Annotated in this window: 12 protein-coding genes; 10 read left to right on the top strand and 2 right to left on the bottom strand. The window is 44.0% G+C overall.

The window, feature by feature from the left end; translation table 11 throughout:
• Nucleotides 1-4 precede the first annotated feature (4 nt).
• The 6 genes from GQR89_RS09765 (at nucleotide 5) to GQR89_RS09740 (ending at nucleotide 12,595) form a co-directional block, all read left to right on the top strand.
• A complete protein-coding gene (locus GQR89_RS09765; RefSeq protein WP_158769869.1) occupies nucleotides 5-3,406 on the top strand; it encodes an efflux RND transporter permease subunit in 3,402 nt (1,133 codons plus the stop codon).
• The gene (locus GQR89_RS09760) at nucleotides 3,399-6,545 is read left to right on the top strand and encodes an efflux RND transporter permease subunit (protein WP_158769868.1); all 3,147 of its coding nucleotides are present in this window, start codon (nucleotides 3,399-3,401) and stop codon (nucleotides 6,543-6,545) included. The genes GQR89_RS09765 and GQR89_RS09760 overlap by 8 nt, the downstream gene beginning before the upstream one ends.
• 110 nt (nucleotides 6,546-6,655) lie before the next feature.
• Nucleotides 6,656-7,675: an aldo/keto reductase gene (locus GQR89_RS09755; protein ID WP_158769867.1), complete on the top strand. Its 1,020-nt coding sequence runs from the start codon at nucleotides 6,656-6,658 to the stop codon at nucleotides 7,673-7,675.
• The gene (locus GQR89_RS09750; protein ID WP_158769866.1) at nucleotides 7,672-8,196 is read left to right on the top strand and encodes an RNA methyltransferase; all 525 of its coding nucleotides are present in this window, start codon (nucleotides 7,672-7,674) and stop codon (nucleotides 8,194-8,196) included. Before GQR89_RS09755 ends, GQR89_RS09750 begins: the two co-directional genes overlap by 4 nt.
• A 184-nt stretch (nucleotides 8,197-8,380) precedes the next feature.
• Nucleotides 8,381-9,517, top strand: coding sequence for an efflux RND transporter periplasmic adaptor subunit (locus tag GQR89_RS09745; RefSeq protein ID WP_158769865.1), 1,137 nt, complete (start codon nucleotides 8,381-8,383; stop codon nucleotides 9,515-9,517).
• Nucleotides 9,518-9,529: 12 nt separating this feature from the next.
• On the top strand, nucleotides 9,530-12,595 hold the full coding sequence (locus tag GQR89_RS09740) for an efflux RND transporter permease subunit (RefSeq protein ID WP_158769864.1): 3,066 nt from the start codon (nucleotides 9,530-9,532) through the stop codon (nucleotides 12,593-12,595).
• A gap of 121 nt (nucleotides 12,596-12,716) precedes the next feature.
• Here GQR89_RS09740 and GQR89_RS09735 read toward each other — a convergent pair whose 3' ends face one another.
• Nucleotides 12,717-14,894: a molybdopterin-dependent oxidoreductase gene (locus tag GQR89_RS09735; RefSeq protein WP_158772217.1), complete on the bottom strand. Its 2,178-nt coding sequence runs from the start codon at nucleotides 14,892-14,894 to the stop codon at nucleotides 12,717-12,719.
• 94 nt (nucleotides 14,895-14,988) lie between these two features.
• Entirely contained in the window at nucleotides 14,989-15,297 is a 309-nt protein-coding gene (locus GQR89_RS09730) for a DUF1272 domain-containing protein (protein WP_158769863.1), read from the bottom strand.
• 158 nt (nucleotides 15,298-15,455) lie between these two features.
• Here GQR89_RS09730 and GQR89_RS09725 point away from each other — a divergent pair, with 158 nt between their 5' ends.
• The 4 genes from GQR89_RS09725 to GQR89_RS09710 are packed head-to-tail and all read left to right on the top strand — an operon-like array spanning nucleotide 15,456 to nucleotide 20,066.
• Entirely contained in the window at nucleotides 15,456-16,754 is a 1,299-nt protein-coding gene (locus GQR89_RS09725) for an efflux RND transporter periplasmic adaptor subunit (RefSeq protein ID WP_158769862.1), read from the top strand.
• A 53-nt stretch (nucleotides 16,755-16,807) separates the two neighbouring features.
• Nucleotides 16,808-17,524: an ABC transporter ATP-binding protein gene (locus tag GQR89_RS09720; protein ID WP_158769861.1), complete on the top strand. Its 717-nt coding sequence runs from the start codon at nucleotides 16,808-16,810 to the stop codon at nucleotides 17,522-17,524.
• The gene (locus GQR89_RS09715) at nucleotides 17,517-18,824 is read left to right on the top strand and encodes an ABC transporter permease (protein ID WP_158769860.1); all 1,308 of its coding nucleotides are present in this window, start codon (nucleotides 17,517-17,519) and stop codon (nucleotides 18,822-18,824) included. Before GQR89_RS09720 ends, GQR89_RS09715 begins: the two co-directional genes overlap by 8 nt.
• A gap of 15 nt (nucleotides 18,825-18,839) precedes the next feature.
• Nucleotides 18,840-20,066 carry an ABC transporter permease gene (locus tag GQR89_RS09710; RefSeq protein WP_158769859.1) on the top strand — a complete coding sequence of 409 codons (1,227 nt, stop codon included), beginning with the start codon at nucleotides 18,840-18,842 and terminating at the stop codon, nucleotides 20,064-20,066.
• Nucleotides 20,067-20,220 lie beyond the last annotated feature (154 nt).

Genomic DNA, 20,220 nt, shown 5'->3' with positions numbered 1-20,220 from the left:
TAGCATGAATATTGTTGATATTGCAGTAAAACGCCCCGTTGCCGTGTGGATGTTCACTTTCGCCATCGTATTATTCGGGCTTGTTTCTTTGTCACGCCTTGCCATTAATTTATTACCCGAACTGTCTTACCCTACCCTAACTATCCGCACCGATTACATTGGTGCAGCGCCCGGTGAAATCGAACAATTGGTAACAAAACCCGTTGAAGAAAGTATCGGCGTTGTTAAAGGCGTGCGCAAAGTCACTTCATCTTCCACATCAGGCCAGTCTGATGTGCTGTTGGAATTTGAATGGGGCACCGATATAGATATGGCGAGCCTTGAAGTTCGCGAAAAACTTGATATTTTGATCTTGCCGCTGGATGTTAAAAAACCTGTGTTGTTGCGTTTTAATCCCAGCTTGGAGCCAGTAATGCGACTCGGCTTTGGCTTCGCAGCTAATAGCGAGAATGCCACTGCTAGTCATAAAAACCGTCAAACCGTTGGCCCTGCTAATACATTAGATATTCCACAGATGAAACGCTTGAGGGAATACGCAGAGCAACAAATCAAACGTAAATTAGAATCCATTAGCGGTGTTGCGTCGATTAAAATTGGCGGCGGGCTGGAAAGTGAAATTCAAGTACTGGTCGAACAGCAAAAAGCCAGTCAATTAGCTATTTCCATGAGCGACATCATCAAGCGCTTAAAAGAAGAAAACGTTAATGCCGCAGGAGGGCGTGTAGAAGATGGCTCTCAGGCGTACACCGTGCGTACCCTAAATCAGTTCACTAGCTTACAAGATATGCAAAACGTATTCATTGCCCGCCGCGATAACAAAAATATTCGACTGGGTGATATAGCGCAAATCCAAGATTCCTACAAAGAGCGTGACGCTATCTCACGCTTCAATGGCCTAGAAGGGGTTGAAATTGCCATCTATAAAGAAGGTGACGCGAATACCGTGCAAGTTGCCCAGAATATTAATGCTGAACTACTTACCCTGAAACAAGCCTTACCAGAGCACTACCAAATTCAGTTAACGTATGATCAGTCAGTTTTTATCGCCAATGCGATTGACGACGTAAGGTCTGCGGGATTCATCGGTGGTTTACTGGCCATGCTGGTGTTGTATCTTTTTCTTCGAAATATTTGGCCTACGCTGATCATTTCGATTTCAATTCCTGTTTCGATCATCGCCACCTTCAACTTAATGTATGCCAACGACGTAAGCCTGAATATTATGAGTCTAGGGGGTATAGCCTTAGCCATCGGGTTATTGGTCGATAACGCTATCGTGGTGCTTGAAAATATTGAACGCCATAAGCAAACGGAACCCAATTTTCAAAAGGCAGCGGCCAAAGGGACTAAGCAAGTTTCCATGGCGATTATTGCGTCCACATTAACGACTATGGCGGTTTTTTTCCCGCTGGTATTTGTTGAAGGTATTGCTGGACAGTTGTTTGCTGACCAAGCGTTAACCGTTACCTTCGCTCTAGGCGCTTCGCTTGTTGTTGCGTTAACGGTGATCCCCATGCTAGCTGCTCGTGAGCGCAATGCGATTGACGACAGCGCTAAGCAAGCCGTCGTCTCAGACAGCGCAATCAACGATAACGCAAACACTGTTAATGACCCAGTAAAAAACGCATCGAATAAAGCGAGTCTTGTACGGCGTATTATGGCAACGGTGAGATTACCATTTGTCTGGCTTGGCCGAGGGCTGTTTTACTATCTCCCCTTGGCACTATTGACCGCTTTACTGGTCATATTCCGGTCAATGTCGCGGGCGCTTTATTGCCTGTTTAAACCTTTATTGTGGGTATTTGAGCGTAGCCTTACGTTTATTTCAAAACAGTACCTCACCTTACTCACTCGAACGTTAAAAGCCCCCGTTTTATTACTGTTGGGCGTTGTAGTCATCTCAGCCAGTGCCTTATTGCTGGTACCTAAATTAGGGATGGAACTAATCCCTAATATGTCGCAAGGTGAGTTTTATGTAGAGGTTACTTTACCCAGCGGTACTCCGCTTAGCCATACCGATACGACTTTGTCTGCATTGGCCGCCTTTACCGCTGTGCAAGAAGGTGTCGAACGTACCTATTCTCTAGCCGGCACTGGAAGCTTAATGAACGCTTCGGCAAGCCAGGGCGGGGAAAATTGGGGTAAGCTCAACGTGGTTATGCAAGGCGCTGCTAACAAAGATCAGCTGACCTCTGTGAAAAACGCCATGCGCAAGTATTTAAGTATGCAAGCAGGTGTCAGCGCTAAATTTGGCCAACCAGAGCTGTTTAGCTTTGCATCTCCTCTTTCAATCGACATCATTGGCTACAATCTAACGAGCTTAGGACGTTACAGCAGCGCCTTAGTAGAAGCCTTGCAACAAGACTCGCGTTTTAGCGATGTTAAAAGCTCACTTCAACGTGGTAACCCTGAACTTAAAATCACGTTCGATCACGCTAAGCTTGCTCAGCTTGGCTTGAGTGCTCCGCAAGTATCCACCTTAATTAACGCCAAGGTTGGAGGCGAAGTAGCCAGTCAATATAACGTAGATGATCGTCAAATTGATATTCTTGTACGTAGCCTCAACGAACAGCGGGACTCAATTGAGGACATAGGGCGTATTATTGTCAATCCCGGTGCAGACAGAGCCATCGCGTTAAACGCAGTGGCACAGTTGAGTATGTCGATTGGGCCCAGCGAAATTACCCGTATCGGTCAGCAACGCGTGGCAGTCGTCTCTGCTAACCTGGCTTATGGCGACTTAACCCAAGCAGTAGAGGCAGCAAACAAGTATATTCGAGAGCTAAACCTACCCCTTTCAATGCAAGGCCGTATCGCCGGCCAAAGTGAAGAAATGAAAAATAGCTTTTCTTCCTTAAAGTTTGCGTTAGCGCTAGCAATATTTTTAGTTTATATCGTGATGGCGTCCCAGTTTGAATCATTGCTACACCCATTGCTGATATTGCTAACCGTGCCACTTGCCTGCGCGGGTTCAATTTACGGTCTATTCATTACCCAAACTAATATCAGCGTAGTGGTCTTCATCGGATTAATAATGCTGGCGGGTATAGTAGTGAATAACGCGATTGTACTGATTGATCGTATTAATCAATTACGCGCTGAGGGCATACACAAGGTGCAAGCTATTATCGATGCAGCCCAAAGTCGTCTACGCCCCATATTAATGACCACATTAACCACCTCACTTGGTCTATTGCCGATGGCCTTAGGTATCGGGGAAGGCGCTGAAATGCGCGTGCCCATGGCTGTCACCGTAATTTTTGGTTTATTATTTGCCACATTGCTGACGTTATTCTTTATTCCTTGTCTTTATGTCTTATTTGACCGCAAAAAAGATACCCAAATAAATTCAAAGTATGACCAGCAACCTGCTCAAGCACTCAACAAGGAGTTGGGCTATGAGTAATGTTAAACAACCTCAGCACGATAAGTTTGGCGCAGGAGGCGCAAGCTTAGCTGCCTTTGCAATGCGTCGCCCTGTGACCATAGGCATGCTGTTTCTCTCAATGCTACTGTTTGGGATCCTAGCCTCGCAGTTACTGCCCCTAGAGAAATTTCCCAGTATTGATATTCCAGAGATTGCCATACGCATTCCTTACGAAAACGCTACCCCTGCGGAAATTGAAAAAATGATTACCCGCCCGGTTGAAGAAGTACTTGCTACGATGTCGGGCATCAAGCGTTTACGCTCTAAATCAACGGAAGATGCGGCAGAAATCCAATTACAGTTTTCCTGGGATGAAAACTTGAAGGCTAAGGGTATTGAAGCCAGAGAAAAGATTGACGCGATTCGCAACGATTTACCCACTGATGTTGAACGCATTTTAGTCTATCAATTTAATACCAGCGACCTACCCATATTTCAATTACGCGTTTCCAGTGACCGAGACTTATCTGATGCCTATGATTTACTTGAACGCAATCTGAAGATGCCCATCGAGCGTGTGGCCGGTGTATCAAAAGTAGAGCTGTATGGTGTACTTAAAAAGCAAATCGCCATTCGAATCGATCCTCTAAAACAAGCAAGTCTGGGGATCACTAATAGTCAGCTCGTCGCAGCTTTACGTCAGGCTAATTTTTCAATGACAGCCGGGTCTTTTTACGATCTCGAGCAAAAAATCAGTATCAATCCCCAAGGCGAGTTTAGTCAAATTAAAGACATTGAGACGCTGCTGCTGAAAAAAGGCGTACAACTAAATGATATTGCCAGCATTGGTTATGAGAGTCCCAAACGAACCGAAGGTCGGCACCTCGATCGCACCTATGCGGTGGGCTTTAACATCTTTAGAGAATCAAACAGTAATTTGGTCGCTGTATCTAACGCGGTGATGAAAGTCATTAATCAGGCCAATGAGAGTCCAGCGTTTACCGGGATCACGCTATTCGTTATGGACGATGAAGCGAGCAGCGTAACTGAATCTTTGTCTGACTTACTCAACGCAGGCTTGTTAGGTGCATTACTGTCAATACTGGTGCTATATGGTTTTCTACGTAATTTGAAAACTACTTTAATTGTGGTGCTGTCTGTGCCTTTCTCGATATGCATTACCTTGGGTTGCATGTACTTTATGGGTTATACCATCAACATTTTGTCTATGATGGGACTTATGTTGGCGGTGGGTATGCTGGTTGATAATGCAGTGGTCGTAACCGAGAGCATACAGCAAGAGCGTAAACATCATTCCAACGCTGTTGAGGCAACTAAAGCAGGAGTAGGCAAAGTAAGTCTTGCCGTTATCGCAGGCACCACCACCACGGCTATCGTGTTTTTGCCGAATATCGTTGGCGTTAAAGTAAATTTAACTATTTTCTTAGAACACGTGGCTATTGCGATTTGTATTTCACTTTTCGCATCCTTGTTGATTGCACAAACCCTGATCCCCCTACTGACCAGTAAATTATCAAACCGCGCTTTTTCAAGCCGCAGCGCAAAAATGCCTCTGACCAGTGATAAACAATCCCACAAAAATACTCACCAAGATGTGCCCTTAGGTAAACTTGCCTCTAACTACAGAAAGACACTCGTATGGTCGTTGTCCCATCGCGGGTTAACCTGCCTGATTGCATTGCTAATATTAATAAGTACCGCTATTCCCATGCAATTTGTTAGTGGCGACGACGACGATGACAATAATAATCGCTTGTGGCTCAACTACGATATTCAAGGTAATTACAGTCTGGCTGAAGTTGAAAAGTCAGTAGACAAGATGGAAGCTTATTTATATGCCAACCAAGACGCCTTTCATATTGAGCAGGTTTACACTTACTACACGGCAGGCGAAGCCACCTCAGCCCTAACACTTAAAGAAAATATTACTATGTCAAAGGGCGATTTAAAGGCATTGATTATTAAAGATATGCCTAAATTTGCCAGGGCTCGGCCCTCCTTTAAATGGGAGCAAGGAAACGGTGGAGGCTTACAATTAACCTTACTTGGCGATTCGTCTGCGTCTGTTAGTAATGTAGCAAAACGCGTGTTGCCTGCCATCCAGCAAATCGATGGTCTGACTGATGTGGGCATCGACGGCAATAATCAAAAATTTGAACTACAGATTATCGTCGATAGAAACAAAGCATTTCGCTACGGTTTATCGGCTAATGACGTGGCAAGCACGATTGCTAGCGGCCTTAGAGGTACTAACTTACGTACCTTTAGAGACGCTCAAACTGGTGAAATAGGCGTGCGGATGTTATTCGATGAGGCATTACAAGAATCTATTACCGAACTAAAGAACTTAGCAATTACCCGTATAGGGCAGCAAACCATCACGCTGGACATGCTCAGCGAAAGCAAAATCGTACCGCGATTAGCGGAAATACGTCGCAGTTATCGCCAAACCTCAATCACCATTGGTGCAAACATGGCGGATGATGTCACACTTAAACAGGCTAAAGAGCGTATTGAAAATGTAATGCAATACCTGACGTTACCCGATGGTTACAGTTGGACATTTGATGGCAGTATCGATAGGCAGAATCAAAACGAAGCGGTTATGCAAACCAATATGTTGTTAGCCATTTGTATGATTTACATCGTTATGGCAGCATTATTTGAATCCTTATTGCTACCCACTGCAGTGATCACCTCTTTACTCTTTTCTCTAACTGGTGTGTTTTGGGCGCTTTTTGTTACCGCGACCCCCATGTCAGTAATGAGCATGATCGGTATGCTCATTTTAATGGGGATAGTCGTCAACAATGGCATTGTGCTCGTAGACCGTATTAACCAATTAATTGTCCAAGGTGCCGACGTCAACAACGCTGTTATCGAGGCATGTTTAACCCGCATCAGACCTATTTTGATGACAGTAGCAACGACCATAGTTGGTCTTATTCCTCTGGCATTAGGCAATACATCTATTGGTGGAGACGGCCCTGCATATTCGCCCATGGCAATTGCCATTATCGGTGGCTTAACGTTTTCAACCATGACCAGTTTAGTGTTAGTGCCGTTGGCATACGTGCTGCTGTTGCGACTGCGAACGAAAACAACCCTGTTGATCAATACAGCGAAGCTATGGGCCAATAAAATCGCTAACGCCTAATCATGTTACGCCCGTTATAAGCGTTATGTGAGCCTTTGAATTGTCGAACAAAAATTGAGAATTCAAAGGCTTTCGTTTAGGCTATCGAAAATTTTGTCTAGCGAGTAATTATGATCACCCATCAGCCGAATCCAAGCTACGCGCCAGCGGCCACACGTTACGAAAATATGCCATATAAGCGCTGCGGAAAAAGTGGTATTCAATTACCACGATTATCCTTAGGCTTATGGCAAAATTTTGGTGAAATAGATTCGTTCAGCAACGCTCAAGCTATGGTACACAAAGCCTTTGATTTGGGTATTAATCACTTTGATCTAGCTAATAATTATGGCCCTCCCTATGGCGCGGCAGAATCAACTTTTGGCAAATTAATGCGCAAGAGTTTAGCCTCCTATCGTGACGAGCTGCTAATATCCAGTAAGGCGGGTTACGACATGTGGCCTGGCCCATTCGGCATAGGAGGTTCACGTAAGTATTTAGTGTCCAGCTGCGATCAGAGTTTGAAGCGCACAGGATTGGACTATTTTGATGTGTTTTACTCCCATCAATTCGACCCAGACACTCCGTTAGAAGAAACTATGCAAGCCCTTGATTATATCGTACGTTCTGGCCGCGCTTTGTATGCTGGTATTTCAAATTACTCAGCTGATCAGACCCAACGGGCAATTGCTATTTTGCGCGATCTCGGTACCCCCTTGTTGGTGCATCAACCTCGTTATAATATGTTTGACCGCTGGATTGAAGATGGGCTAACTCAAGTCTTAGAAGACCACGGTGTCGGCTCTGTGGTCTTCTCGCCTTTAGCACAGGGCTTTTTAACCAATAAATATTTATCCGGGATCCCAGATGGCTCTCGTGCAGCAAGAGCTGAACAAATTCATCTCAACATTGATCAAATCACGCAAGAAAAAATAGCAAAAGTTCAAAAACTCAGTCTGATTGCCACCCAGCGCAATCAAAGTCTAGCTCAGCTCGCTCTAGCTTGGGTGTTACAACCCACTACTGTGACATCAGCAATCATTGGTGCGAGTAGAGTAACGCAAATAAAAGATTGCGTGGCCGCGCTGGACAACCTTGAATTTAGCGGCGAACAGCTCAAGCAAATTGATCAAATACTGGCGGGTGAATGAGCACTACATTTGACAAGAAAGATATTGCTTTGTGCATAATAAATCCCAAGAGTCCACAAAACATGGGCAGCATTTTGCGCGCGGCCGGTTGTTACGATGCCAGTGTTATTTTTTATACCGGAGAGCGATATGCCCGGGCAAAAGCCTTTAACACTGACACCAAAAATGTTGGCTTAAATATTCCAATGAAGCATATAGACTCGCCATGCCCAGCTCCTCATATGTCAATGATCGCAGTAGAGCTTGTAGAGGGTGCAACCCCTCTTCCACATTTTACGCATCCCGAGCATGCCTATTATGTTTTTGGGCCGGAGGACGGATCCATAGAACAAGCTATTTTAGACCGGTGTCAACACGTGGTCTATGTACCCACTAAAGGGTGTATGAACTTAGCGGCAACGGTCAACGTATTACTTTATGACCGCTTAGCAAAATCAGCAAACACCCAATATGGGGACCAAATAATTATGGCTAGCCGGGATACAAACAACCGCACAAAAGTGCCTAGAGATAATAACTAATCATCTGAAATATGAATATTACGCCATGCACAAAGCAATAAGGCTTTAATAATATGGCGAATTGGTTTTTAAACGTATAGTTTAACGAGCAAAATAGAAACCATATTAATCACGCCTACAATGGTTACGCATAACCATTTTAATGGTTGAATTACATAACATACAAAAATTTTAGGAATATCACGTGAATAAATCGGTGTATTTACTGGCTTCAGGATTATTAGCCTCAAGTTTTATACTCTCAGCTTGTAGTGAGCAAAAACAAGAAGCCAAAGAGATTGTGCGCCCTATTGCATGGTCCGAAGTAAAAGCACATGCATTAACACAGGTACGCAGATTAGCCGGTGCAACGGCGGCCATCGAAAAAGCCTCGTTAAGCTTTTTAGTCGGCGGTAAAGTCGCCAGCGTATCAGCTAACTTAGGGCAGAAAATAACCCAAGGGCAAGTGTTAGCGACCCTAGATCAACGCAGCTTTACCCTCAACCATCAATCTGCACAAGCAAAATACGCTCAGGCCAGCTCGGCGCTAAATGAAGCTGAAAATGAATACCGTCGTTATAAAGAACTCGTTGAACAAGGTCTGGTTTCTAAATCCGGCTTTGATAATGCCGAGGCGGCTTATAAATCAGCACTAAGTAATGTTGACGTAGCTAAAAGTCAGCTCGACCTAGCCACTAAAGACCGCCAAGATAGTACGTTACAAGCCCCCTACGACGGCGTAATTACCAAGCGTATGATTGAACCATCTCAGCAGATATCGCCTGGACAAAGTGTATTTGAAGTCGAAGGTCATGGTGGGCTTGAAGTACATGTATCGGTACCTGAAAGTTTAATTCAACAATTGTCTGATGGCATGACTGTCCCAGTGCGTTTCCCTGCTGCGCCTAACGTCGAAATAATCGGTGTTATTACAGAAGTCGGCACTCGCGCAGAAACAGCCAACGCATTCCCTATTACCTTGGTGTTAAATGGCTCATCTCCTTTATTACGTGCAGGCATGACAGCCGAAGTTGATATTACCTACACTAGCCAAGCTGATAGTGATGAAAAAAGCAAGATAACCTCGACCGAAGAAATGATGATCATTCCTGTATCGGCTCTTGGGGCTGGACAAAATCAAACTAAGTTTGTATTTGTATACGATCCAGCTAGCCAAACTGTATCTAAACGAGATGTTATTGCTGAAAATATTTTAGGCAACGAAGTGTATATTTCTAAGGGTTTGAAGGCAGGCGAAATTATTGCCATTGCAGGCGTTGCATTTCTGCGTAACGGCCAACACGTGACGTTGCTTGATGCCAATATAAAACGCTTTAACTAACGGCTGGGCATAATGAATATTACAGAGATCGCCTTTAAGCACCAAAAACTCGTGTTGATGATTGTCGCTATACTCCTTATCAACGGCATTATCGCTTACTTCACATTGCCTGCACGAGAAGATCCAAGCATTACCATTCGTGAGGCTATTGTCAGTACATCCTACCCGGGCATGTCGCCTGAGCGGGTTGAGTTACTTATTACCAAAACGTTAGAGGAAGAGATACGCAAAATTCCTGAAGTCGAGAAACTCCGCTCTTCGTCTTCTACCGGCTTGTCGGTTATTCATGTTGAAATCTACGACCGGTATTTCAACCTTGATGCCATCTGGCAAAACCTGCGTAACAAGGTGGCACAAGCGCAAGCATCGATGCCAGAGGGTACCAATGCCCCCTTTGTAAATGATGAGTTCGGTGATGTTTCGGTGCTGACTTTGGCGTTAACAGCCGATGGTTTCGATTTGAGTCAGATGTTCGATATATCTAAACATACTCGAGATACCCTGTACGCAGTAGAGGGCACAAAGAAGATAGAATTACTGGGGGTGCAAGACGAACGTATTTTCTTAGAAACATCTAATGCCAAGCTATCTCAACTGGGTATTTCACCCAATGCATTAATGAATGCACTGCAGACTCAGAATATCATCAGTTCAGGGGGACAAATCGATACTGGCTTACTGTCTTTCATTATCGAGCCTACTGGAAATTTCAGAAGTGTTGAAGATTTAGCCGAAACATACATCACTATTCCAGGTACCGAAGAATCAATTGCTCTTAGTGATATAGCCACCCTTAAACGTGGTTATATAGACCCTCCCAATGATTTAGCGTATTTCAATGGTCAACAGGCTATCGTTTTTGCCATTTCTATGCTGCCTGAATATAACATTTTAGAGTATGCCCCTCGCCTGAAACATGCCATTGAGCAATTAGAAAATAGTTTACCTGTAGGATATCAATTGCATATCGCCACCTATCAGGCCGAGCAAGTAGAGAAAACGCTGCAAGGTGTGTCAATTAATGTACTGCAAACTCTCACCATCGTATTGATTGTAGTGGTGCTATTTTTAGGTATACGTACCGGTTTAATAGTCGGCACGATTGTCCCTTTCGTGATGCTCGCCACCTTAACGATTATGCAAGTCTTCGACATTCGATTAGAACGGATGAGCTTGGCGACACTGATAATCGCCTTGGGTTTACTGGTAGATAACGGCATCGTTATCGCCGAGGATTTTAAGCGCCGATTAGAAAGTGGCGATGATCGTTTCAAAGCGATGAGTCAAGGTGGCAAAGAGCTAGCGATACCGTTACTTAGTTCATCGGTGACCACCATATTATTCTTTTTACCGCTTATGCTCGCTGAGCACGTGGCTGGGGAATATACGCGCTCAGTGTCACTGGTTATTCTTATCACCTTATTAACCAGTTGGGTTCTTGCTCTGTGTGTTACGCCTATATTGTGTTATCACTTTATCAGAGTTGATGAACCACAAGGCGGCGCAGACGCATTAGCATCTAAAAAGGTTACAGGGCGTTATGAGCGATTTTTACACTTTATTTTGCGCCACAAGGCACTTTTTATGGCGTCACTATTCGCCTTATTAATTGCATCTGTATTGGTAATGAAAATTATCCCTAAGCAGTTTTTCCCTGATTCTGACCGTAATCAACTTATTGTTAATATTGATTTGCCCAGTGGTACATCTGAACGTCAAACCAACGAGCAAATGCACGCGATAATGGAATGGTTAGATAACGAGTCTGGCTACGATTTCATTGAGAATCATACTGCATATGTGGGCTTCAGTGGTCCGCGTTTTGTGTTGTCCCTGAGCCCAGAAGACCCCGCTGAAAACAAAGCATTTATGGTACTCAATATTGCACCGGACAACGATATAACAGCCCTAGCGATAAAGCTTGATCAAGAACTTGAGCAGCAATTTGTTAATATATCAGTGCGCGCAAAAAAAATGTTCTTAGGGCCATCGGATTCAAAAACCATCAAAATACAGGTGAAAGGACCTGACAAGGACGTTATTTATAATAAAGCACAGCAAGTAATGGACTTACTCTACGCAGTGCCTGACACCCGAGATATTCGCAATGACTGGGAAAGCATGATTGCGAAAATTGAAGTTCGCGTTGACCAACAACGAGCACGGCGCGCCTCTGTTACTTCGCAAGATATCGCTGACTCACTGCAAGCTTATTTCTCGGGCGCGGCGGTAACGGAGTTTCGTGAAGAAGATGACATTATTCCTATTATGTTCAGAGCAAGTAACGCTGAGCGACATAATTTGGATCGCTTACGTTCGTTAAATGTATTTTCCCAAGCCACAGGCAAAGCGATACCACTGTTTCAAGTGGCAGAGTTTTCGCCGGTTAATCAGTACTCAATTATACAACGTGAAAACATGTTCCCTACCGTTAGCATCGAGGCGCGTAATAGCCGAATGGCCGCAGAAGATCTAAAAGCCATCATTGATGAAGACTTACAAAAAATTGCCCAAGATTTACCCCTTAATCATTACATAGAATACGACGGGGTTATTGTACAATCCGCAGAAGCACAGCAAGCTCTTAGCGCCAGTATGCCAATGGTATTAGGGTTAATTCTTATTCTATTAGTTGCGCAGTTTAATTCATTCCGGCGTGCTGGCATTATAGTGCTCACCATGCCTTTGTCTTTCATTGGTGCGGTGCTGGGGTTAGGCGTTATGTTTGCGCCTTTTGGCTTTATGGTAACGCTAGGGCTATACAGCTTGGCTGGCATTATTATTAACAATGCCATCGTGCTTATCGACCGTATCGACATTGAACGTCGCGAAGGTGCATCGGACTATGACGCGATCGTTAACGCATGTATCACTCGAGTACGCCCTATTGCCATGACGACCATTACTACTGTGGCAGGTTTACTGCCCCTTATTTTAAGTCATGACCCTTTATTTTATGGTATGGCCTGCGTAATAGCCTTCGGCTTGGCAGTCGGTACCGTGCTAACCCTAGGTGCAGTACCCGTTTTATACGCCAGTTTTTTCAAGGTCACTCAAGACGACCAGACCAGCAGTTAATGTGTTGAGATGAGACTTCTCAATGAGATAAAAAAGGGGCAGGCTCAATAAATTAGCCTGCTGCTTTATATTACCGAATAAGCGTCTAACAAGGCCATTTTATCTGCCGACTCGTGTCTTTTTACTGCCCAATATCTAGCGCGGCAATTGTGACCGGTACCCCATTTAACACGGCATTGCCTGATAGCTCATCTAAACACATTTCATCGGTTAAATCGTTAACACTGACACCACTATGTTGCTCAGCTAATTTCCAACTACTACCGGCTTTATTATGCCCCCATCCATGAGGTATAGAGATAACGCCAGGCATTATTTTATCGGTTAATTCAGCCACAATTTCAACCTGGCCAACGCGTGAAGTCACACTGATTAACTGCCCATCTTGAATACTGAAACGGGCTGCATCATCCGGGTGCAATTGGGCACTACAACGCGGATTTTGGCCTTTTTTGTCGCTCGAAAGACCTTTCATCATTCGTGGGCTGTTATGCAGCCATGAATTATTTGATTTCAAGTGACGTCGACCAATTAAGTACAAGGTATCGCTATTGTGTTGATCAAGCGGCGATTCATCAGAAAAGAAGTGCTTTTCGAGTCGTGGTAAATCCCCCATGAAGTAATCAAATGCCATATCAATTTTTTTATCGCCATGGTAAATCGCGCCAGGTAACTCAGGTTGTAATGGACCTAAATCAATACCGTGGGGTTGCTCACGCAAGGTTTGAATACTGAGGTTATATTCACCATTGGCATATCGACCACTTTTTAGCATGTCATCTATAACGCCGGTAGGCTCTTTGTGCCACAGCGCTGCATAGTGCTCGGTAGCCTTACCATTTAGCCTGTCAATTCGCTCAGCCAAGCCTAAGTATATTTGCCAATCAGTTTTTGTCTGTGCTGATTGGGTAAACAACGCTGGTGAAAACTTAGCGCTATTGCGCACGGCAAAATTATGAAATACCACATCGTAATGATCCCGCTCCAGTGCGGTAACAGGAGGCAAAATAATATCTGCATGACGGCTGGTCTCGGTCACATAGAAATCCACAGCAACTACAAACTCGAGTTGCTCGAACGCTTTATCAAGCTGCTTGCCATTTGATGTGGTCAGCACTGGGTTCCCCCCACCGATGACCATGGCTTTTATCTGTCCTTCTCCTGACGTGGTAATTTCCTCTGAAAGCGCCGCAACTGGATACTCACCTGCAAATCCCGGTAAATTGCGCACCCTTGAGAAGTACTTACCTAACGTACCACGGCCTGAATGCGGCAAGGCGTCAGCCGCAGGTTGCGTAAACATCATGCCTCCACGGCGATTAAGATTGCCGCTTAGCATATTAAATAACATGATTAGGTACTGCGTTAATGTACCAAACGTCTGCACACTCGCGCCCATTCTGCCGTAACAAATAGCCGAGCCAGCAGCGCAAAACTCAATGACCATGGTTTCGATGTCATCAGCACTGATCCCAACCCGCTCTGCGACTCTTTTAGGTGGGTAGTCTTTTACAAACGATTCAACTTGTAGTAAATCTGGCGCATGGGTAAGCAATTCATCAGCATTAACCAAATTTTTCGCAAACATAGTATTGAGCATGGCCAACATTAATAAGGCGTCACTACCTGGCTTAATAAAGTGATGATCACAACTGATATCAGCCGTTTCGGACTTCTTCGGATCGATAACTACGACTTTACCGCCACGCTTCTGAATACCCTTTAAACGCCTTTTAATATGAGGCACCGTCATAATACTACCGTTAGACGCCAGCGGGTTTCCGCCAATGATCATAAAATAATCGGTGTGATCTATGTCTCCTATTGGTATTTGCAATTGATGACCAAACATTTGGCGACTGACAATATGATGGGGTAATTGATCAACTGATGTCGCTGAAAAGCGATTATGGGTGTTTAGTGCCCGATAAAAATAAGGGCCGAAAAGAATACTACCCATGTTGTGGGCGTTAGGATTACCTAAGTATACCCCTACCGCATCATTTCCATGTTGATTCTGAATATCGTGTAAACGAGTAGCAACAGTATCAAGCGCTTCATCCCAACTGATAGGTTCAAAGCCACTGGCCGTTTTGCGCATAGGTTGACGGAGTCGCTGAGGGTCGTCATATAAGTCTTTCATCGCAGCCGCTTTAGGACAGACATGGCCTTCACTAAGAGGATTCTTTTTATCCCCAGCAATCGATAAAATTTCTCGGTCTTGTATGGTCACTTCGATACCACACATGGCTTCACATAGAGTACAAGTCGAGTAGTGTTTTTTCGGCTGTGCTTGCATCACAACATATTCCTTTGAATTTGGTTAATGAGACGTTATCTATTTAACATCTTATACACAAGCATCATCGAAATTTATCAATACCTAGCAAAGCTTATCGCGCATAGGGGCTCAACCCTTTGAGCATACTTAGCAAAAGTTTATGTTTTTTCAAATCGACTGGTTTATGCACGACATCCTTACTAGCTGGATAATCTTCCAAGCAATTGTGATTAACATAGTTTCTCTGAGGTCTGATCGGTCTATAGGTAAATCCACCTGCACAATTTGGACATACATTCGATAAAATTTGCGCTACGCATACCTCACAAAAAGTACATTCAAAACTACAGATCATCGCGTCTTCGGCCGCGGGTAGTAAGGCTTTATTACAATGTTCGCACGTGGGTCTTAGGGTTAACATGATAGCTTTTGAACCTTTTTTAATGTAAATGTAAGTAAATGTTCAACTGTAAAGTAGACACTCAGGCGCAATTAATTTACCCTTAGTTAACAAGACGTTGAGGGTCCGATACTTCACTTAAATGTACTCGCCTATGACAAATGTCTCAAGGATCACTATTGAATATTACCGATACCAGTTCTCAAGACACCGAGCTCGAAAAATCATCGTCTAAAAAGTATCTGTGGATAGTCTTATTAATCGCGTTAATTCTGACTGGGCTATTCATTATATTTCAAGACTCATTTGCTAGATGGTCATCGGCAGATACCAGTTTGTCTATGCAAAACGTGCGTATCGCCTCAGTGACCGAAAAAGATTTTGTGCGTGACTTATCCGTTCAAGGTCGCGTTGTGGCGGCAGTTAGTCCACGCCTATATAGCCCTGCACAAGGCACAATCACCTTCTTAGTCGACGCCGGAGACAAGGTCGTTAAAGGTCAAGTATTAGCCCATATCGATAGCCCTGAGTTGACCAATCAACTCAAGCAAGAGGAATCAAACCTACAGCGCAACAAATTAGAGTTAGATAGACAACGTATACAAGGTAAAAAATTGGCCCTTGAAAAACAAAAAGCAGCCGATTTATCCCAAATTGCGACTATTGCCGCTGAGCGTGAAAAGCGGCGGGCTGACAGTGCCTATACCACGCATGCCATTAGCGAAATTGATTTTGAAAAGGCACAAGATGATCTTAAAAATGCTCAATTGGTATACAAACATGCAGTACTGGATGCGAATCTTGATAAAGAAAGTCTCGATTTCGAACTGAAAACACAACAGCTGATGATAGAGCGCCAAGCACTGCAAGTGGCAGAGACAAAACGACAAGTTGATCAACTTCAACTTCGCTCCCCAGTCAATGGCATTGTCGGTAATCTCGCAGTACAGCAAAAAAATCAAGTCAGTAAAAACCAACCTATATTGAGTGTGGTTGACCTATCAGAATTTGAGTTAGAAGTAGATATACCCGAAAGCTATGCTGACGATCTTGCAATTGGTATGGACGCACAAGTCAGTTTAAATGGACAGCAATACCCCGCTGTTCTGGTCACTATTTCTCCTGAAATCGAAAATAATCAAGTGACCGGTCGAGTTCGTTTTGCTAAACAAGATGACCAAGGCAATACATTTGTTCAACCTAAAGGCTTAAGGCAAAACCAGCGTTTAAGTACCCGCATATTGATGGAAAATAAACGCGCGGTACTGACTCTTGCCCGAGGTCAGTTTTTACAAAGCGACAATGGACGCTTTGCCTACGTGGTGAAAAATGACATGGCAATACGTCAACCGATTACGATAGGTGCGCGTAGCTTGAGTGAAGTTGAAATACTGGCAGGCCTAGAAAATGGTGATCAAGTGATCATCTCATCCACTGATTCACTCAAGGGAGCAGAAACCGTGTTGCTAGCTCGCTAAACGACGCAGTTAGAGCCGTGCACTTTAATAGAACGATAAGAATAAGGTGAAGTATGTTAGCAATGAATAATATTGGTAAAGTCTTTACTACTGATGTGGTACAAACCCACGCCCTAAAGGACTTTACGTTGCAAGTGGATGAAGGGGAATTTCTAGCCGTTACTGGGACATCAGGCTCAGGTAAAACGACTTTTTTGAATGTTGCAGGCCTGCTTGAAACATTTGATAGTGGACAATACACCTTAGACGGACAAGATATAAAAGGTCTAAACGATAAACAACGTAGTCAGTTACGTAATGAAAAAATAGGATTCATATTCCAGAGCTTTAATCTTATTCCCGATTTGAATTTATTTGATAATGTAGATGTACCGCTGCGATACAGAGGATTTAATGCCGCCCAGCGCAAAGAACGCATATTACAAAGTCTAGAACGAGTTGGGTTAGGTAAGCGGTTAAAGCATTTTCCTGCACAGCTATCAGGTGGCCAACAACAACGCGTCGCTATTGCTAGAGCACTTGCAGGCTCACCACGCTTTTTATTAGCCGATGAACCAACCGGTAATCTGGACAGCGATATGGCCAAAAGTGTTATGGGACTCTTGCAGGAAATCAATCAAAATGGCACTACGATTATCATGGTTACGCACGATCAGGCTCTAGCCAAACTAGCTCAGCGACAGATTATTGTGCGCGACGGGAAAGTGTCTGACAGAAGTACCTCAACGAACGGTATGCAACCACAAGAACTTAGCACTCCACGTGTTTAGATATTATTGCAGGCTGGCCCTAAACAGTATTCTGCAAGCCAAAGTTCATAGTTCACTTACCATACTCACGGTTGCGTTAGGCATTGCCGCCTGCACTATTGTATTAACCCTTTTACATAGTATGTCGTCTAATCCAATTGCGCATAAAAGTGAGCAGTTATTTCGTGTACAACTAGACAACTGGGATCCGAATCAAGCTGCCGTATCACCAGATTTGCCACCTGAGTTTGTCACCTGGACCGATGCACAAAATATCGTGCAAGCCAAACAAGCAAAACGTCAGGTTGCCAGTGCTATTACATGGGGTATGGTTAATCCTGCCGAACAAGGGTTAACGCCTTTTCTGGCTTTAATGCGCGTCACCGGCAAAGACTTTTTTCCCATGTTTGATGTGCCTTTTTTGTTTGGGGCTGGTTGGGATGAAACCGCAGAGCAAAATAATGATTACGTGGTTGTCTTAAGTAAAGAAATCAATCAACAAGTTTTTAATGGTGCAAACTCCGTTGGCCAAACGTTAACCATGTTGGGCGCCACATTTACCGTGGTCGGCGTACTAAACGACTGGCACCTGTCGCCGAAGTTTTATGATCTGTCTTATGGCGCATTTAGCGATCCAGAAGAGATGTACTTACCTTTTGGTTTAAAGGCCATTTTTGAATTACCCCACGGCGGCATAACCAATTGCTGGAAGCCTGTGGAAAGTGAGCACTATGAGGTATTTTTGCATTCAGAGTGCACAAATTTTCAGCTCTGGGTTGAACTAGATAACGCTCAAGAAAAAGCACAATTCAATGATTATCTTACTCACTATGTAGAACAGCAAAAAGCGTTAGGCCGCTTCCCTCGTCCAATGAACAATCGCTTACTAAACGTTCATCAATGGCTGGATTACAAGCAAGTGGTTAAACAAGACATACAAATCATGTTTTGGTTATCAGTGATGTTCTTATTGGTCTGTTTGATTAATGCTGCAAGTTTACTCAGCGCGAAGCTACATACCAAGCACAATGAAATAGGGTTACGTCGTGCGTTAGGTGCCAATTTTGGTCAAATCATTATGCAATATTCTCTTGAAGTGATAATTGTCGGTCTTTGTGGGGGCATTTTAGGAGTGATGCTGGCCATAGTAGGCCTAAGCGGAGTGGCATCTCTTTATGCGGGTTACGGACAGCTCATTGAATTAAACGTGTCGATCACTATAGGCGTCATACTACTTGCTGTAGTGGGCACAGTTATAGCCGGTTTAGTCCCGGTTTATACTGCATGTCGCCCTGTTCCCGCTATGCAACTCAAGCAATAATAAGGGCAATACAAAATGAATTTGTTGCTTAATATCGGTCCTATATTCCGTGCTCTAAAACGCCAGCGCTTTAGCGCAATATTAGTGGTCGTTCAAATAGCGATCACTATGGCCATTATTACCAATGGTATTGCCATCTCTTGGGATCGCTATTTACATATCGAGCGCAGCAGTGGTATTGATGAACAAAATACCTTCTTTATGACCAGTTCGGGCTTCACGCAAGACTTTAATCCAAGGGCGAGTATCGAACGGGATTTAGCGCTTATTCGTTCTACACAAGGTGTTATTGATGGGGTACAAGCCAATTCATTTCCGCTATCTGATAGTGGCAATTGGTATGAGATCCAAACCACCCCCAAAAATGACGCGCAGTTAGTGCCTGCCGCCAGTTACAAATTTGATGAGCACGGTATCAATACCTTTGGTTTAAAACTGGTAGCAGGAGACAACTTTAACCAACAAGATACGCTTTGGCTTAATGAAGCCGATAGTCAGTGGCCAAGTCACGTGTTACTGAGTAAAGCCACCGCAATGGCTTTATTTGGCGATAATCAATGGCAAATCGCGGTGGGAAAAACAATTTATGTAAATCAAAATACCCCCATTATTGTTAAAGGTATCGTAGAAAAGTTACACGCGCCTTGGGTTGACTGGCCTCATGTTGAACAAACAATTATCTCGCCTGCCCGGGTTACCCACAATTCAGCACGGTACGTTATTCGCACACAACCAGGGCGACTCAATGAGATAATGCAAACCCTACCTGCGACCTTGGCCAAAGAAAACACCCAACGTGTTATCCGTAAAGTTAAGAGCATACAACAAGCTAAAGATGAAATTTATGCGGCAGATATAGCGACCGTAAGCATATTACTTATTGTAATCGTGGTGCTTGCCTTTGTGACAGCGATGGGTGTGGCAGGCTTGGCAAGTTTCAATATTGACAAACGCAGGCAACAGATCGGCATTCGCAGAGCGTTAGGTGCGAGTAAACGACAAATTTTACAACATTTCATGCTCGAAAATGCACTGTTATGCACCATGGGTGCTTCGCTCGGAACCCTACTCACATTAGCGTTAAATATTTTTTTAGTAAACGCGTACGCGCTTACCCCACTGCCGCTATATTACCTACCACTTGGAGTAATTATTCTACTTGTGATCAGTCAGCTTGCCGTGATTAAACCGGCGTGCAGAGCCATGAGCATTTCACCGGCTATGGCGACGAGAAGTATTTAATATTTAACGTGGTATTATTTATTGCCCATGTGAGGCTAATATTGGCCTCGCATGGGTATAAAGGCTCAAGAAGGATATAAAACCTAACCCCCCCACCTTGTGGGGATCTATAAAGAATACTACCCATTACCTCTTGCTATACTTTGCTCTTGCT

It is taken from the genome of Paraglaciecola sp. L1A13 (genome assembly GCF_009796745.1).
In the GTDB taxonomy this organism is placed as follows: Bacteria; Pseudomonadota; Gammaproteobacteria; order Enterobacterales; family Alteromonadaceae; genus Paraglaciecola.
This window is presented reverse-complemented; position numbering and strand designations above follow the sequence as displayed.

Bases quoted from the DNA above. Each gene is read 5' to 3' on its own strand.
- GQR89_RS09720 (WP_158769861.1), top strand. From the start codon at position 16,808: ATGTTAGCAATGAATAATATTGGTAAAGTCTTTACTACTGATGTGGTA.
- GQR89_RS09710 (WP_158769859.1), top strand. From the start codon at position 18,840: ATGAATTTGTTGCTTAATATCGGTCCTATATTCCGTGCTCTAAAACGC.
- GQR89_RS09765 (WP_158769869.1), top strand. From the start codon at position 5: ATGAATATTGTTGATATTGCAGTAAAACGCCCCGTTGCCGTGTGGATG.
- GQR89_RS09740 (WP_158769864.1), top strand. From the start codon at position 9,530: ATGAATATTACAGAGATCGCCTTTAAGCACCAAAAACTCGTGTTGATG.
- GQR89_RS09760 (WP_158769868.1), top strand. From the start codon at position 3,399: ATGAGTAATGTTAAACAACCTCAGCACGATAAGTTTGGCGCAGGAGGC.
- GQR89_RS09755 (WP_158769867.1), top strand. From the start codon at position 6,656: ATGATCACCCATCAGCCGAATCCAAGCTACGCGCCAGCGGCCACACGT.
- GQR89_RS09735 (WP_158772217.1), bottom strand. From the start codon at position 14,894: ATGCAAGCACAGCCGAAAAAACACTACTCGACTTGTACTCTATGTGAA.
- GQR89_RS09750 (WP_158769866.1), top strand. From the start codon at position 7,672: ATGAGCACTACATTTGACAAGAAAGATATTGCTTTGTGCATAATAAAT.
- GQR89_RS09730 (WP_158769863.1), bottom strand. From the start codon at position 15,297: ATGTTAACCCTAAGACCCACGTGCGAACATTGTAATAAAGCCTTACTA.